This is a genomic window from Streptomyces sp. NPDC051173 (genome assembly GCF_040689515.1).
Classification (GTDB): domain Bacteria; phylum Actinomycetota; class Actinomycetes; order Streptomycetales; family Streptomycetaceae; genus Streptomyces.
Genome location: NZ_JBFBBD010000116.1, coordinates 1 through 15,292, shown reverse-complemented (window position 1 = coordinate 15,292; position 15,292 = coordinate 1). Strand labels below are relative to the sequence as shown.

Genomic DNA, 15,292 nt, shown 5'->3' with positions numbered 1-15,292 from the left:
TCCTCAAACGCCGGACGGGCTGAATGTGCGGACCCGGCCGCAGAATCAAGGCCACGGTCCGCACCATTCAGCCCGTCCGGCGTTTGAGGACGCGGCCGCAGGGCGCCCCCGCCGCAGGCGGCGAACCGGCCCGCAGCCGGGGGTCTGGGGCACGCGCCCCAGTTCGGGAAGGGGCGGGGCTGGGGAAGGAAAAGAGTCACCCGTCGAGCTCAGCCATCCGATGCCCCGGATACCGCTCGCCCGCCGCCAAAGACGGCGTCACCACCGCACCGACCACATCCAGCTCACCCGCCGTCAGGCGAAGCCGTACCGCCGCCACATTCTCCCGCAGATGCCGAGATCTCCCCGTACCAGGAATCGGCACGACGTCGTCCCCCCGCGAAAGCACCCACGCCAGGGCGAGTTGGGCAGGAGTGACCCCGTGCCGGCGCGCGAGATCGCGCAACGGCGCCACCACACCCAGGTTGGCCGTGAAGTTCTCCCCCTGGAAGCGCGGGCTCGTGCGCCGGTAGTCGTCCTCGCCGAACGCGTCCGGCGAGGACAGCGTGCCCGTGAGAAAGCCGCGGCCGAGTGGGCTGTACGCGACGAAGCCGATGCCGAGTTCGCGCAGGGTGGCCAGGAGGCCGTCCTCCGCGTCGCGGGACCACAGGGAGTATTCGCTCTGGACGGCGGTCACAGGGTGGGTGGCGTGGGCGCGGCGGACGGTGGCGGCGGACGCCTCGGACAGGCCGATGTGGCCGACCTTCCCGGCGGCGACGAGTTCACCGAGCGCCCCGACGGTCTCCTCGATCGGCACGGCGGGGTCGACGCGGTGCAGGTAGTAGAGATCGATGCGGTCGACGCCGAGTCTGCGCAGCGAGGCGTCGCAGCACGCCCTGGCGTACTCCGGACTGCCGTCGATGCCGAGCCAGGTGTTGCCGGGGCCACGCCGCAGCCCGAACTTGGTGGCGACGGTGACCTCTTCGCGGAGCCCGGTGACGGCCTTGCCGAGGAGTTCCTCGCCGGTGTGCGGGCCGTAGACGTCGGCCGTGTCGAGGAGGGTCACGCCGAGGCCGACGGCCTCGCGGACGGTGCGGACGGCGGCGTCGGGGTCGGCGGCGCCGTAGAAGTCGGTCATGCCCATGCACCCGAGGCCCAGCGCGGAGACCTCCAGGGTGCCGAGGCGGCGGGTCGGCAGCGGCTGCGTCATGAGGCCGCGCTCACCTCCTCCAGCACCTTGGCGAGGGTCTCCATGGCCTGGTCGACCTGGGCGAGCGTGGTGCTGGCCGGGGGCACGAAGCGCAGGACGCTGCCGCCGCGGCGCACGCTGAAGATGAGTCCGGCCTCGAAGCACCGGCGGCCGATCTCGTTGCCCGCCTCGAAGGCGGGTTCCTTGGTGTCGCGGTCCTCGACGAGTTCGACGCCGACGAGCATGCCGCGCCCGCGCAGGTCGCCGATGATCTCGTACCGCTCCATGAGCGCGGTCAGGTGCTCGCGCAGGCGGGTGCCCAGCGCGCGGGCCTTGGCGGGGACGTCCTCCTCGACGACGATGTCGATGCTCGCGGACCCGGCCGCGCACAGCAGGGGGTCGTTGCTGTGCGAGCGGGTGACGGTCAGTCCGGCCCCGACGACCTTGTCCTCGATCGCGTCGGTCGTGGTGACCGAGCTGATGCCGACGCCGCCGCCGAGGTGTTTGGCGAGGGTGACGATGTCGGGCACGATCTCCTCGTCGGTGAAGCCGAACATCGTGCCGAGCTTGCCCAGGCCCGTCTGCTCGTCGTCGACGACCAGCAGCATGCCGCGTTCGTGGCACAGCTCCCGCAGCCGCGCCAGCCAGCCCTTCGGCGGATCGATGACGCCGCCCGCGCTGAAGAGGGGTTCGGTGATGACGGCGGCCGGCTGGTCGGTGGCCTGGGCGTCGACGAGCTCGAAGCTCGCGTCCAGGCAGGCGAAGCCGCAGGAGGGGAAGGATTTGGCGAGCGGGCAGCGGTAGCAGTACGGGGCGAGGAGGGCGTACGAGTCGCCGGAGAGCGGGCCGTGGCCGCGCCGCCAGCCCGCGAAGGTGACCGACCGGGCGCTCGCGGACAGGCCGTGGTAGCTCACGTGCGGGCTGAAGACCTCGCGGCCGCCGGTGTAGATCCGGGCGAGCAGCAGGGCCAGCTCGTTGGCGTCGGCGCCGGACTCGCCGAACAGGCTGCGGGTGAGCGGGTCGGGCAGCAACTCACCGAGTTTCGCCGCGAGTTCGATCTCCTTGACGTTGAAGTGGCTGCTGTGGGCGTGCAGCATCGTCTCGCACGCCTCCTGGACGGCGGCGAGGATGCGCGGGTGGTTGTGGCCCAGCGCGGCGCACATCTGGCCGGAGTTGAAGTCGAGGTAGTCGTTGCCGTGCAGATCGGTGACGACGGAGCCGCGCGCGGACGCGAACACGGGCCCGGAGAACGCGCTCGTGTCGATACGGCCGCGGAAGCTGTACCGCTGAGCGGTGTCCAGCAGTTCGCGTTCGCGCAGGCCGGGGTCGGCCGCGCCCGCGGGCCGGCCGGAGTGCTCAACTGTGGTCATCACGATCTCCCTGTTCCGTCTGTTCCGTGGGGCCTGGTTCTGCGGGGCCTGGTTCTGCGGGATCCGGTTCTGCGGGATCCGCCGTGCCGAGGGCGGTCCCGCACACCGCCGCCAGTTCGGACACGTGGGTGGAGAACAGCGTCCAGTGGTCGCCCGGCACCTCGACGGCGCGGAACCGGCCGCCGGCGGCGTAGGGACCCCACCCGTAGTCCTCCGGGCCGGTGCCGCCCGCGCCGTGGGTTCCTTCGCGGGTGTGGACGAGCGTCATGTCACCGGCGTACGCCGGGGGTTCGTAGCCCGACATCGCGCCGGCGTTCTCCAGATAGACGGCGGCGAAGCGGCGCACCTGCCGCGGGGTGAGGCCGGAGCGCTCGCCGCCGGCGCGGCGGCAGATCTCGGCGGCCGCGGCGTCCACCTCCGCGTAGGGCGCGGTGACCGGCGGGTCCTGGCCCAGCGCGCGGGAGACGAACTCCACGGCCCGGGCGCGGATCGCCGGCATGTCGGGCGGGCGCAGGTCGCAGTCCAGGAGCAGCACATGGCCCACCCGTTCGCCCTGGGCGGTGAGGGTGGCCGCCATCTCCAGTGCCACGGCCCCGCCCATGGAGTAGCCGCCGAGGAGGTACGGGCCGTGCGGCTGGACGTGGCGCATGTGGCGGATGTAGCGGGCGGCCATGGCGGGGACGGTGCGGTCGGCGCGGGCCGCGTCGCTGCGGCCGACGGACTCGAAGCCGTACACGCGGACGCGGTGTTCGAGGCGGCGGGCGAGCTGTCCGAGCACCAGCACGTGGCCGCCCATGCCGTGCACGCAGAACAGCGCGGGGCGCCGGCTGCCGGGCGGTGCGAAGCGGACCAGGGTGCGTTCGGCGGCGTCCTCGGGGGTGCTGGTGGCGATCCAGTGGGCCATGCGGCGCACGGTCGCGAACTCGGCGGCGCCGCGCCGGGGCAGCCGCACCCGCAGGTCGCTCTCGACGGTGGCGACGAGTTCGGCGGCGAGCAGGGAGTCGCCGCCGAGGTCGAAGAAGTTGTCGTCCATGCCGACCGGGGTCCCCAGGACGCGCGTCCAGACGTCGCCGAGGGTCTTCTCCAGGCCGGTGCGCGGCTGCCCGGCGGGGTGCTCCCCCGCGGTGGCGGTCATCCGCGGACCGCCCCGACCGGGGCGGGGACGCGGGCGATCTCGTCGAGCCCGCCGTGCAGATAGGCGTCCCTGGCCGTACCGCGGCGGATCTTGCCCGCGCTGGTCTTGGGCACGGTGCGGCGCCGGATCAGGACGAGTTCGGACAGGCGCAGGCCGCACGCGCGCACGACGGCCCGGCAGGCGGCGGCACCGACGGCGGTGGCGCCGTCGGGTGTGCCGTCGTACTCGGCGACCGCGACCAGCCGGTTGCCGCCGTCCGCACTCCCGCTGTCGAAGGCGGTGTCGAAGGCTGCGACGCAGCCGGGCCGCAGCCGGGGGTCGGCCGACCAGACGGCTTCCTCTATGTCCTGGGGGTAGTGGTTGCGGCCGTGGACGATGATGACGTCCTTGATGCGCCCGGTGACATAGAGCTCGCCGTCGCGCAGCAGGCCGAGGTCGCCGGTGCGGAGGTACGGGCCGGTGCCCGGCGCGTCGGCCGGGCGGGCGGCGAAGGTGGCGGCGGTGGCGTCCGGGCGCTGCCAGTACCCGGCCGCCACCCCGGGGCCGTGCACCCAGATCTCGCCCTCGGCGCCGTCCGGGCGGGTGCGCAGGGTGGCGGGGTCGACGACGCGCACCTCGGTTTCGGCGACGGCACGGCCGACCCCGACGACGGGTGAACCGGTGTGCGCGGGCAGGCGCGTGACGCGGGCCCGGGTGCCGGGGTCGGGTCCGGACACCATGAGGGTGGCCTCGGCCAGCCCGTATCCCGGGGCGATCCGCTCGGCGGAGAAGCCCGCGCGGGCGAAGCGCTGGGCGAAGCGCTCGATGGTCGCGCGGCGCACCGGCTCGGCGCCGTTGACGGCGAGCCGCCAGGCGGACAGGTCCAGGGCGGCGGCCCGTTCGGGGGTGGCCTTGCGGACGCACAGGTCGTACGCGAAGTTGGGCGCGGCGCTGAAGGTGCCGCCGAAGCGGGTGAGGTTCTCCAGCCAGCTCAGCGGGTCGACCATGAACTCGAACGGCGAGGAGAGGACGGCGTCAGTGCCCGAGCAGAGGGGCAGCAGGATGCCGAGGATCAGGCCCATGTCGTGGTAGGGCGGCAGCCATGACACGAGGCGGTCGTCGGGGGTGAGGCGGAAGCGGTCGGCCATCGCGGCCATGTTGGCGAGCAGTCCGGCGTGGGTGACGACGACGCCGCGCGGGTCGCCGGTGGAGCCGGAGGTGTACTGGAGGAACGCGATGTCACCGGCCGCGGCCGGGCGGTCGGGCGTGGTCGCGGCACTGTCGTCGACGGTGTCGGTGGCGAGGCCGGGGAGGTCGCGCAGACCGGGGGCGCTCCGGTGGTCGGCGAGGTGCGCGGTGTCGGTCGCGAAGAGCGCGGGCCGCGCGTCGCGGAGGATCGCGGCCACGCGGGCGGCGCCCGCGGGGGTGTCCGGCGGGTTCGCGGGCACGGCCACGACGCCCGCGTACAGGCAGGCGAGGAACGCCGCGACGTACTCGGGCCCGTGCGGGTGGAGCAGCAGGACGCGGTCGCCGGGCCGCGCCCGGGAGCGCAGGCCGGCGGCGAGGGCGCGGGCGCGGGTGTCGAGCGCGGCGCGGGTCACCGCGAGGGTGTTGCCGGGGGCGTCCGGGTCGCGGGAGTCGAGGACGAAACGGAAGGCGAGTGCTTCGGGGGTCCGCCGCGCCCGGTCGCGCAGCAGCGTGTCCAGCCCGGTGGCCTGCGGCCGGGGCATCGAGCCGATCGACATGTCGTGTGCAGTCCGTTCTGTGCGCGCTGGGTGCGGCGGGATGGAGCGAAACAGAGCGAAATCAGAGCAGAAATAGGGGGCGTCACGGTCGTGCGGGCCGGGGCCGCGTCTCGGGGGCGAGCCCGGCGAGCGCCGCGTCGAGGACACCGGTCCCGGCTCTGAGTACAGCGTCGCGCCAACCGGGGTCGTCCGGGTAGAACGCCGCGCTCATCCGCCGCCCGATGCTCTCGGCGAGGGCGGGCCGGCGGTCGGGGTGCAGCCACAGCCAGTTGTCGGCCCGCAGCGCGGTGAGCACTTCGAGGCCTGCGGTCGTGCCCATCTCCAGGGTGATCGCGGTGAGCGTCGGGCCGTCGCCGAGGACGTCGGCGACCAGTCCGGCGGTGTTGCCGGTGATGGGGGTGGAGCTGGAGGTGCCGTCCTCGGAGACGGTGAGCGCGGGGCCGTACCAGGCGCGGGCGCGGTCCAGGGCGCCCGCGTCGCGGCCGCCGCGGAAGATCGGCTCGGCCTGGGCCCGGGCGCCGAGCCCGGTGTGCAGGTCGACGTAGGCGACGGCCTCGGCACCGGCCGTGTACGCGGTGACGACGTCGCGCAGCACCCGGTGCGACCAGGTGGGGGCGGTGCCGCCGTAGAAGAGTCCGTCGGGGTGGGTCCACTGGCCCTGGGTGACGGTCCGCTGGAGCGCGCGGGTGCCGTGGGCGGCGGCGAACGCGCCGAGCGCGGCGTCGCCTTGGTGGTGGGCGGGGCCCTCCCAGTCGTCGGGGACGAGGGCCGCGTGCAGGGCGCCGTAGTGCGCGTTGGCCGGGGGCCGGGTGTGGTCGACGAAGTTGCGGTTGAGGTCGGTGTTGTCCTCGTCGACGCGGCGGCGGTGGGCGAAGCCGAAGGGGTTGAGGGCGTGCACGGCGACGAAGGCGACGTCGCGGACGCCGTAGGGGTAGCCGTCGGCGACGAGTGCGGACTGGAGGGCGGAGCCCGCGTACCCCTCGATGCCGTGGGTGCCGCTGACGCACAGGACGACGCGGCGCGCGCCGGGCGGCCCGAAGCGGGCGACGTCGGTGCACAGGGGTTCGCCGCCGGGGCCGGTGGCGCGGTCGTTGCGGTACGAGCGCGGGGTGGTGCCGCGGGCCCTCGCGCGGGCGAGGAAGGCGCGGCGGGCCGCCGCGTAGGTCTCGCTGAAGTGCCGGGCCGGGTGGTGGGTCATCGGACCGCTCCCCGGGCCGTCGCCGCGCTCGCGTGGAAGGCGCGGAGCAGGGCGAGCGAGGCGGCGCGGCTTCCCGCGTCGAACACGCACAGGACGCGGTCGCCGGGGCGGGCGGTGCGGGCGAAGTACGCGTTGACGGTGGCGTCCCGGCACAGGGGCCGCTCTGGGTAGAGGTCGGCGGGGACCCCGATACCCGAGATCACCCCGGTCCCGGGGTCGAAGGGGTGGCCGGGCGAGAGCAGGGCGGCGACGGTCTCGGCGCGTGCCATGCGCGCGGCGTCCTGGGGCGCGCCCGAGCAGTCGGGGTAGAGCGAGGTGCCGGGGATCCGGGTGAAGGCCCGCATGCCGCAGAGGACGACGGGGTTGTACGTCTTGAGGGCGATCAGGCGCGGCAGGTCCTCGGCGGTGCGGCCCAGCGCGTCGAAGTGGGCGCCCCAGCTGGAGCGGAGGACGGCGGTGTGCCGGAGCCCTTCGGCGACGAACTGGGTGGTGACGTGGAGCAGTTCGGCCCCGTCGGGGAGGCGGTCGGTGCGGGAGGCCAGGGCGCCGACGGCGGCGCCGGTCGTGGGGTCGACGGCCACGGTGACCAGTCCGGCGGAGCGGAACATGTCGCGGCGGAGCGCGAAGAGCTCCCGCATCCGCAGGGCGGGCAGGGCGGCGGTGAGGCCGTCGACGAGCCACTCCTCGCGCTGTGCGGTCAGCTCCCCCGGTGGCCTGAGGTGTATCAGCTCCGCGTCCGTGCGGTCCCCCGTGACCGTCATCGTCCCTCCCCCGTGCTCGCGCGCGTCCTTGTCGGGTCCGCCGGGCCCCGGCCGTCTCATGCCTCGACGGGGGCGGGCAGGTCCAGGCGCCGCGAGGGGTCGACGGTGAGGCGGTAGAGCTCCAGGAAGTACAGCTGCCAGAGCTGGTAGACGTCCTTCAGGTGGGCGAGCGTGCGCCGCTCGTCGTCGGGGGTGCGGACGAGGCCGGCGAGGACGTCCCAGACGAAGTCGTCGTGGTCGTCGTCCAGGTCGGTGCCCACGTGGGCGCGCTGCCCCTTGGTCTTGTCGCGGCCGAGGGTCTTCTCCAGGTTGTCCAGCCAGGAGGGCTGCGTGCGGGTGGTGGTGTACTCCACGAAGTAGACGCTGGCGACCAGCGCGAGCGGGCTGTCCTCGTACTCCAGGCCGTACTGGAGGTAGCCGGTCAGCAGCTTGGTCGAGAGCAGGGGCTCGGTGGCGTAGATCTCCTCCTTGGTGACGCCGACCTTGGCGAGGTCCGCCGCGAAGAGGGCGTCGTGCAGCATCTCGTCCTCGGTGTAGTGCGCCCACTTCTTCGCCGTGGCCGGGTCGGTCTTGGTCCAGTGGCGCAGGGCGAGGGCGTCGACGGTGCGCTTGCGGCGCAGCCGGAGGATGGTCTCGATGTTGTGGCGCTTGTAGTAGGCGAGGTCGATCTCCTTCGACTCCAGCTGGTGGCGGGCGAAGGGGATGGTCTCGTAGAAGTCCTTGATGCACAGATCGAGGTAGGCGTCCACCCGGGTCCGGAACTGTGCGTTCTTCGTCGTCATCGCCGGTCCTCTCGTTGTCCGTTTCACCGATGCCTGACTGACCGTCAATGACAGCCGCACCCCGCCGAGTTCGTCCTTCTGATGCGGCGCCGGGAGGCGCCGGTGCCCAGCAGGACCTGATCGGTGCCGTCCACGACGGCGGATCCGGGGCACAGGAAGGTGAGCGCGAAGCGGGTGAAGGGGGTCAGCCCCAGGCCGAGGTGCACCACGCCGTTCGTCGCCCCGTAGACCTCGTTGAGCCCGCAGTTGGCGGGGACGGTGTCCATCTCGGTGTGGATGCCGAAGCCGAGTTCCCACACCGGGCGGTAGCGCTCGTCGGTGTCCAGGAGCGTCTGGAGCGCCTTCGCCGCGGCCGCGGCGGCGGGGTGGCCGGTCCCCGGGCGGCAGGCGGTGACGGCCCCGGCGGTCACGGTGATCACGACGGGGTGCCGGTGCAGGGGCAGCAGCTGCCGGAAGAGGGCGTCCTGGGCCGCGTCGAGGGCCCGGTCGTAGCCCGCGTGCACGATGGGCCAGCCGCGCAGGGTGAGTTCGCCGTCGAGGGCGAGGCGGCGGTCCGCGTCGAAGCCGGTGATGGGCATGGGCAGCACGCTGATCTCGCCGCTGGGGGCGATCTGCTGCTCGCCCGGCGCGAGGACGCCGGCCTGGAGGTTGATCTCCAGCTCCGGGTCGTCGAGGCCGAGGGCGCAGGTGGTGCCCTGGGCTCCGTCGACGATGCGCAGGGTGTCCGCCCGCTCCAGGCCCGCGAAGAACCGGTCGGCGCGGGCCGCCTGGGCCTCGGGGTCGGTGCGCTCCAGCACGGACAGGAAGTAGCGCAGGTGGCCCGGCTCCACGGGCGTCGATCCGCACGGCATCACGGCGATGCGGCGGTCGCCGACGGCGGCCGGGCCGGGTGAGGTGACGAACGCGCCGGGACGGACGACGAGCACGTCGGCGGCCTCGGGGATCCGGGTCGCGAGGAGGTCCTGGAGCGTGTCCGCCGGGCGGGCGACGACGACCAGGGACCCGTCGTGGCCGCGCGTCTCCTCGATGACGAGGTCACCGGCCAGCGCCTCGTCGGTGACCAGGCAGAAGGCACCTTTGGGGGCGGTGAACTGCCGGTACGCCGCGGGGCGTACGACCAGTGGGGACTCCATGGCTCCTCCTGGGGGTTCCTCCTGGGCCGGGCTCGGGGACGTGCCGAGCCGGGGTGCGGCGGGTGGGCCGGGCGTCAGCCGGCCCACCCGCCTCCTGACGCGGCGGGGACGGCCGCACCGGGCGCGCGCTCGGCCCGCCGCACGGCCGGGTCCGCCGGCCGGGCCGGGTCAGCCCAGAAGGGTGCCCAGGTAGTTGCTGTTCTTCTTGACCTTGATCTTCTTCTCGGTCTGCTGCACGGCGGATCCTCCTTCCGGACAACTCGGTGGCGTTCTCCCGTACGGGAGTTCATGGGGTGGCGGGGCCCGCGGAGCCCGCCGCGCCGGCGGCGACGCGGTCCTCGGTGTAGCCGCCGTCGACACCCAGGACACGGGTCCCGGTGTCGGTGTAGACGGTGGTGCCGGGGGCGATGATGTCGAGGTGGTACTGCGTGTACGGGGTGAGGCCGAGCCCCCAGTGCAGGCAGCCTTGCGTGCCGCCGTACACCTCGTTCATCGCGTGGTTGCCCGGGAGCAGGTCCAGGCTGGTGTTGAGGGCGTGGCCGATCTCCCAGACGATGCGGTAGCGCGAGTCGACGGCGAACATCGCCTCCAGCATGTCCACCGCGGGCCCCGCCGCCGGGGTGTCGGCCCGCAGGTCCGTGATGGCCCCGGCCTCGACGCGGGCGACCACCGCGGCCCCGGTCATCGCCGCGAGCCGGCCGTGCACGCGGGCCTGGTCGCGCCGGGTGTACGAGGGGGTGCCGTTGTGGAGGATCGGGTATCCGCTCAGGACGATCTCGCCCTCCAGCGGCAGCCGCATGTCCTCGTGGAACTCGGTGATCTCCACCGGCAGCACGCTGATCTCGCCGGAGGGCACGATCTGCTGCTCGCCCCAGTCCAGGGGGCCCGCCTGCTGGTTCCACTCCAGGCCGTCGTCGAGGTGGCGCAGGACGGCCCGGGTGCCGCGCCGGTCGTCGCGGTAGACGAGGTGCTCCGCGGCTTCGAGGTGGTCGAAGAACGTGTCGGAGAAGGTGCCCTGTTCGGCCGAGGAGGTGCGCTCCATCACCCGCAGGAAGTGCCGGACGGTCTCCAGCGAGGTGGGCGTGGAGTTGCAGGCCATCGCCATCAGCTTGCGCCGCGGCCCGAGGTCCTCGGGGCGGGGCGAGGCGAAGAACGCGTGCGGCGAGATCGCCAGCACATGTGCGGGCTCGGGGATCCGCTCGCGCAGGACGTCCTCGAACGTCTCACCCTCGCCCATCGGGACGGTCAGGTGGTCCTTGTACGCGCCGCTGCGCACGATCTCGATCCGCCCCGTCAGCTCCGGGTTCGTCACCAGGCAGAACACGGCTCCCTGCGGGGCGCCGAACTGCTGGAGCCGCTCGGGATCGACCATGATGACCGGGCTCATCGGTGACCTGCTTCCTGGCGGGTGCGCGCTGCACGACTACGGAAGTGCCGGTGCCTGCAACGTAGGCGCAGCCGGGTCTGCGGGGTGTCTACGGGGCGTCCACCGCGCGTACGCCGGGCCGGTGCGCGGCGCCGCGCCGTTGCCAACCACCCCCGGATCCGGGCATGTTCGGTGCGGGGATTCCCAGCGGTACGCGGTTCGAGGGGGCGCGCGTGGAGCGGACACGGCCGTCGCAGCAGGACACGGGAGTGCTGCGCGGTGCCGCGGCCGAGTGGGCGGCGCTCCCGGTCGCCGAGAGGCTGCGGCTGCTGACGGCGGCGCGGCCGCGGATCGTCGCCGTGGCGGACCGCTGGGTGACGTGGTCGTGCCGGGCCAAGGGCATCGCCCCGGGCTCACCGGCGGCCGGGGAGGAGTGGCTCACCGGCCCCTGTCCGCTGCTCCGCTACGTCGACGCGCTGGCGCGCACGCTCACGGCGGTCCGTGACGGGCGCGATCCGCTGCGGGGCGTCCGCTTCACCGCCCGGCCCGGTGGCCGCACGGCCGTCCGCGTCCTGCCGTTCGACGGTGCCGACCGGCTGCTGATGCACGGCTTCCGTGCCGAGGTGTGGCTGGCACCCGGGGTGGACGAGGCCCGGGCGCGCGCCGGTGCCGGGCACGGCGCGCGGCCGGAGGGCGGCGGGGTGTGCGTGGTCCTGGGCGCGGGCAACATCAACTCCATCGCTCCCCTCGACGTACTGCACCAGTTGTACGCCGCCGGGACGGTGGTCCTGCTCAAGCTCAATCCGGTCAACGACTACCTCGCGCCGCTGCTGCGGGAGGTCTTCGCGCCGTTCGTCGCGCGGGGGTTCGTACGGATCACGACGGGCGGCGCGGCGGCCGGGGCCGCGCTGGTGGGCGACCCCGCGGTCACGGCCGTGCACATCACCGGCAGCGCCGCCACACACGACGCGGTCGTCTTCGGCCCGGGGCCCGCGGGCGCCGCCCGCAAGGCCGCCGGGCGCCCCCTCCTCGACAAGCCCGTGACCAGCGAACTCGGCGGGGTCGGCGCCGCGGTCGTGCTGCCCGGCCCGTGGCGCCGGGCGGACCTGCGCCACCAGGCACGGCACCTCGCGGCGCAGAAGCTCAGCAACAACGGCTTCAACTGCGTGGCGACCCAGGTGGTGGTCCTGCCCGAACACTGGGAGCACCGTGCGGAGTTCCTCGACGAGCTGCGGTCCGCGCTGCGCACCGCCCCCGCCCGCGCCGCCTACTACCCGGGGGCGGCCGAACGCCAGGCGCGGGCCGTCGCGGGCCACGCGGACGTCGAGCTGCTGGACTCCGCCGAGGTGCCGCGCACGCTCCTGCCGGATCTCGCACCGGACGCCGGCGACCCGGCCTTCCGCACCGAGTTCTTCGCGCCCGTCCTCGCCGTCACGGCGCTCCCCGGCCGGACCCCGGCGGAATTCCTCGACCGCGCGGTGGAGTTCTGCGACACCGCGCTCGCGGGCACGCTCGGCGTGAACCTCGTCGCCCACCCCCGGACGCTGCGCGCCCTGGGCCCCCGCTTCGAGGAGGCCGTGGCGAGGCTGCGGTACGGCACGGTGGGCGTCAACTGCTGGACGGCGGTGGGCTACGCGCTGCCGCGCGCGGTGTGGGGCGCGTATCCCGGACACACACCCACCGACGTCGGCAGCGGCATCGGCGTGGTCCACAACGCGCTGCTGCTGCCGGGGGCGGAACGGACGCTGCTCACGGGGCCGTTCCGGCCGGCGCCGCGTTCCGTACTGAGCGGGGAGTGGGCGCTGTCGCCCGTCCCGCCGTGGTTCGTGCACAACCGGACGTCGGACGAGACGGGGAGGTTGCTGTTCGCGCATACGGCGTCGCCTTCGACGCGGAGGTTGGGGCGGGTGCTGTGGGCGGCGCTGCGGGGGTGACGGGGGCGCCTGCGGCGGGAGCGACCTTCGGTCGCGTCCTCAAACGCCGGACGGGCTGGATGTGCGGACCGTAGCCAGCACATTCAGCCCGTTGGGGGCACCTCCCAGCGGTAGCTGGGGGAGTTTGAGGACAACGCGGCGAAGCCGTGTTGCGGGGTCTGGGGCGGAGCCTGCGCTTTTCGAGCCGGTGAGTGGACATTCCGTACGACAGCGCCACGCTCGCCTGTGGGAACTCCTCCAGGATCAGCCCGCTCACCCGGTCGAAGCGCGAGCGGTGACCTGGCGCTATGGCGTCGATGTACTCCTGCACAGAGACCATGCGACCCAGCGTGGCCCTCCCGCGAACCCGTGCTGCGGTTCGGCCGGTCGCGCCGGACCGTCGCGGCTTCATGGCAGGGCACGGGCCTGCGGCGCCAGCGGCCTGCTCCCGATCGCAGGCGGCTGACCAGGGCAGATGGAGAACTGGGAGGGGAGTATCTAGGGTCAGCACGTGGCTTTCATCATGGTGTGCGAAGACGACACGGCGGTCCGCGGCGTCCTCAAGCGCGCCCTGGAACACGACGGCCACACCGTCTCCGTCGCCGCCACGGCCGGCAGCCTGCTGCGGCAGCTCGCACCGGCGCCCCATCTGGTCGTCCTGGATCTTGGGCTCCCGGACGCCGACGGCCGCGACGTCTGCCTGGCCCTCCGGGCGCACGGCGTCGACGCCCCGGTGTTGATGCTCACCGCCCTGGACGGCCTGCATCACAAGGTGGGCGGCTTCGAGGCCGGCGCCGACGACTACATGACCAAACCCTTCGACGTCCCGGAACTGCTGGTCCGCGTCCGAGCGCTGCTGCGCCGGGCCACCGTGGCGCCCGCACCGCGCGAGGTCGTCCTCGATCCGGCGAAGCACGTGGTGACCTACGACTCGGTGAGCCAGAGCCTGACCCCGACCGAGTTCCGGCTACTGGGCCGCCTGATCGCCTCGCAGGGCGACGCGGTACGCCGACACGCCCTCATCGCTGCCGGCTGGCCGCACGGAGCGCAGGTCAGCGACAACACCCTCGACTCCTTCGTGCGCCGGCTGCGGACCAAGCTCGGTCCGCTGGGTGTGGCCGAGCGTCTGGCGACCGTCCGCGGGGTGGGCTACCGATGGCACTGACGCGATTCCGCAGGAGGGTCGTCGCACTCGCGGTGCTGATCGCCACCGTCGTGGTCGCGATCCTGGTCGTGGTCTCGCATGTGCTGCTGAGCCGGGTGACGGACACCGACGCGCTCAACCTGGCGCGTACCCGCGCTGAGGCGGTCGCGGCGAACGTCACCGCGGTGGGCGGCCGCGTCGTGCTGACGGAGAACAGCAGCGAGGCGCTGGACGAGGTCGCCTGGGTCTATGCCGACGGCCACCTGATCGACGGGAACGTTCCGGGCAGCATGGTCGAGCGCGTCGAGGCGCTGGCAGGCTCAGGGCGATCGCAGACCGCCACGGTCGCGCACTACCTCATGTACGCGCGGGAGGTCCCGGTCGACGGCCACCACGTCATGGTGATCGTCCGGGTGGACCTCACGCCTTATGAGACATCCGAGCAGCACAGCCTGATCTTGTCGCTGGTACTGGGCGGCCTCGCCATCCTCCTCGCCGGCGGCGTCGCGCACCTTGTGGTGCGCCGCGCGCTGCGGGTCGTGCACGAGATGGCCGCCCTCGCCGACGACTGGGGCCATCACGAACCCGGGCGCCGCTTCAACCTCGGAGTCCCCCGCGATGAGTTCGGGGAACTGGGACAGACCCTGGACCGCCTCCTGGAGCGCGTCGACAGCGCGCTGGCGGACGAGCGTCGGCTCACCGATGAGATAGCCCACGAGCTGCGGACCCCCCTCACGGTCCTGCGGGGCGAGGCGCAGCTGGCACAGCTGTCCGGCGAACCGGTGCCGCCGGAGGCGGTACTGGGCGAGGTCGACCGGCTCAATGCGGCGATCACGACGCTTCTGCGCGCCGCGCGCGCACGGACAGACGCCGGGACCCGGTGCGATCTGCGCTCCGCCGCACGGCAGGCGATCGCCGGCCGCGCGGTCGAGGTGGCCTTTCCCTCGAAGGCCGACGTCGCCGTAGGGGCCGACGTCGCCGTGTCACTGCTGTCGCCCCTGCTGGAGAACGGCCTGAGGCATGCGCGGTCACGCGTGTGGATCACCGCGCGCATCCAGGGTGAGGCAATCGTGATCGATGTCCTGGACGACGGCCCCGGGTTCGATCCCGCGGAGGTCGACCGGGTCTTCGAAGCGGGTGTGACCGGCGGCGACGGGTATGGGCTCGGGCTGCCGGTGGTCCGGCGCATCGCCGCCTCGGCCGGTGTGGAGGTCCGCGCGATCGCGGACGGCCGCGGTCACGTCGAGGTGACGCTCCCGGCCGCGTAGTCAGGTTGCTTGCAGGTTCCCCGCGTAACCCTCCCCGCATGACAACGACAATCGAAGCACGCACGCGCAGCGGGCGGCTCATGCTCAACAAGGTTCCCGAGGTCACCATCTGGTTCTGGGTGATCAAGGTCCTGTGCACGACGGTCGGTGAGAGCTTCGCCGACTGGATCAACACCCAGCTGGGCGTCGGCCTGGTGAACACGGCCTGGATCTTCACCGCGGTCCTGGTGGCGGCCCTGGCCGTCCAGCTGCGGCTGAAGCGGTACGTACCGTTCCCCTACTGGCTGACCGTGGTCGTTGTCAGCGTCACGGGCACCTTGTACACCGACA

At 73.4% G+C, this 15,292-nt stretch carries 12 protein-coding genes and 1 pseudogene; 4 read left to right on the top strand and 9 right to left on the bottom strand.

Annotated features, from left to right (window positions below; all coding sequences use genetic code 11):
* Positions 1–196: 196 nt before the first annotated feature.
* From AB0435_RS32725 to AB0435_RS32685, 9 genes are all read right to left on the bottom strand, one after another.
* On the bottom strand, positions 197–1,189 hold the full coding sequence (locus AB0435_RS32725; RefSeq protein WP_366428599.1) for an aldo/keto reductase: 993 nt from the start codon (positions 1,187–1,189) through the stop codon (positions 197–199).
* On the bottom strand, positions 1,186–2,538 hold the full coding sequence (locus AB0435_RS32720) for an aspartate aminotransferase family protein (RefSeq protein WP_366008378.1): 1,353 nt from the start codon (positions 2,536–2,538) through the stop codon (positions 1,186–1,188). The genes AB0435_RS32725 and AB0435_RS32720 overlap by 4 nt, the downstream gene beginning before the upstream one ends.
* On the bottom strand, positions 2,525–3,673 hold the full coding sequence (locus AB0435_RS32715; protein WP_366428598.1) for an alpha/beta fold hydrolase: 1,149 nt from the start codon (positions 3,671–3,673) through the stop codon (positions 2,525–2,527). The genes AB0435_RS32720 and AB0435_RS32715 overlap by 14 nt, the downstream gene beginning before the upstream one ends.
* Positions 3,670–5,397: a fatty acyl-AMP ligase gene (locus AB0435_RS32710; RefSeq protein ID WP_366428597.1), complete on the bottom strand. Its 1,728-nt coding sequence runs from the start codon at positions 5,395–5,397 to the stop codon at positions 3,670–3,672. The genes AB0435_RS32715 and AB0435_RS32710 overlap by 4 nt, the downstream gene beginning before the upstream one ends.
* Positions 5,398–5,479: 82 nt before the next feature.
* Positions 5,480–6,595: a M14 family metallopeptidase gene (locus tag AB0435_RS32705; RefSeq protein WP_366428596.1), complete on the bottom strand. Its 1,116-nt coding sequence runs from the start codon at positions 6,593–6,595 to the stop codon at positions 5,480–5,482.
* Positions 6,592–7,356: a hypothetical protein gene (locus AB0435_RS32700; RefSeq protein ID WP_366428595.1), complete on the bottom strand. Its 765-nt coding sequence runs from the start codon at positions 7,354–7,356 to the stop codon at positions 6,592–6,594. The genes AB0435_RS32705 and AB0435_RS32700 overlap by 4 nt, the downstream gene beginning before the upstream one ends.
* 56 nt (positions 7,357–7,412) lie before the next feature.
* Positions 7,413–8,138 carry an iron-containing redox enzyme family protein gene (locus tag AB0435_RS32695; protein ID WP_366428594.1) on the bottom strand — a complete coding sequence of 242 codons (726 nt, stop codon included), beginning with the start codon at positions 8,136–8,138 and terminating at the stop codon, positions 7,413–7,415.
* Between the two features lie 44 nt (positions 8,139–8,182).
* Positions 8,183–9,271 carry a hypothetical protein gene (locus tag AB0435_RS32690; protein ID WP_366428593.1) on the bottom strand — a complete coding sequence of 363 codons (1,089 nt, stop codon included), beginning with the start codon at positions 9,269–9,271 and terminating at the stop codon, positions 8,183–8,185.
* A 286-nt stretch (positions 9,272–9,557) separates the two neighbouring features.
* Positions 9,558–10,658, bottom strand: a complete 1,101-nt coding sequence (locus tag AB0435_RS32685) for a hypothetical protein (RefSeq protein ID WP_366428592.1) — start codon at positions 10,656–10,658, stop codon at positions 9,558–9,560.
* 212 nt (positions 10,659–10,870) lie between these two features.
* Here AB0435_RS32685 and AB0435_RS32680 point away from each other — a divergent pair, with 212 nt between their 5' ends.
* The 4 genes and pseudogenes from AB0435_RS32680 to AB0435_RS32665 form a co-directional block, all read left to right on the top strand.
* Positions 10,871–12,571, top strand: a complete 1,701-nt coding sequence (locus AB0435_RS32680; RefSeq protein ID WP_366428591.1) for an aldehyde dehydrogenase family protein — start codon at positions 10,871–10,873, stop codon at positions 12,569–12,571.
* A 490-nt stretch (positions 12,572–13,061) separates the two neighbouring features.
* Entirely contained in the window at positions 13,062–13,715 is a 654-nt protein-coding gene (locus AB0435_RS32675) for a response regulator transcription factor (RefSeq protein WP_366428590.1), read from the top strand.
* Complete coding sequence (locus tag AB0435_RS32670; protein WP_366428589.1) at positions 13,706–14,962, top strand: HAMP domain-containing sensor histidine kinase; 1,257 nt, start codon at positions 13,706–13,708, stop codon at positions 14,960–14,962. The genes AB0435_RS32675 and AB0435_RS32670 overlap by 10 nt, the downstream gene beginning before the upstream one ends.
* 38 nt (positions 14,963–15,000) lie before the next feature.
* Positions 15,001–15,292, top strand: a pseudogene (locus AB0435_RS32665) (hypothetical protein); the annotation flags it as partial.

Excerpts from the sequence above, each read along its gene's own strand:
- AB0435_RS32725 (WP_366428599.1), bottom strand. The coding sequence starts at position 1,189 with ATGACGCAGCCGCTGCCGACCCGCCGCCTCGGCACCCTGGAGGTCTCC.
- AB0435_RS32720 (WP_366008378.1), bottom strand. The coding sequence starts at position 2,538 with ATGACCACAGTTGAGCACTCCGGCCGGCCCGCGGGCGCGGCCGACCCC.
- AB0435_RS32715 (WP_366428598.1), bottom strand. The coding sequence starts at position 3,673 with ATGACCGCCACCGCGGGGGAGCACCCCGCCGGGCAGCCGCGCACCGGC.
- AB0435_RS32710 (WP_366428597.1), bottom strand. The coding sequence starts at position 5,397 with ATGTCGATCGGCTCGATGCCCCGGCCGCAGGCCACCGGGCTGGACACG.
- AB0435_RS32705 (WP_366428596.1), bottom strand. The coding sequence starts at position 6,595 with ATGACCCACCACCCGGCCCGGCACTTCAGCGAGACCTACGCGGCGGCC.
- AB0435_RS32700 (WP_366428595.1), bottom strand. The coding sequence starts at position 7,356 with ATGACGGTCACGGGGGACCGCACGGACGCGGAGCTGATACACCTCAGG.
- AB0435_RS32695 (WP_366428594.1), bottom strand. The coding sequence starts at position 8,138 with ATGACGACGAAGAACGCACAGTTCCGGACCCGGGTGGACGCCTACCTC.
- AB0435_RS32690 (WP_366428593.1), bottom strand. The coding sequence starts at position 9,271 with ATGGAGTCCCCACTGGTCGTACGCCCCGCGGCGTACCGGCAGTTCACC.
- AB0435_RS32685 (WP_366428592.1), bottom strand. The coding sequence starts at position 10,658 with ATGAGCCCGGTCATCATGGTCGATCCCGAGCGGCTCCAGCAGTTCGGC.
- AB0435_RS32670 (WP_366428589.1), top strand. The coding sequence starts at position 13,706 with ATGGCACTGACGCGATTCCGCAGGAGGGTCGTCGCACTCGCGGTGCTG.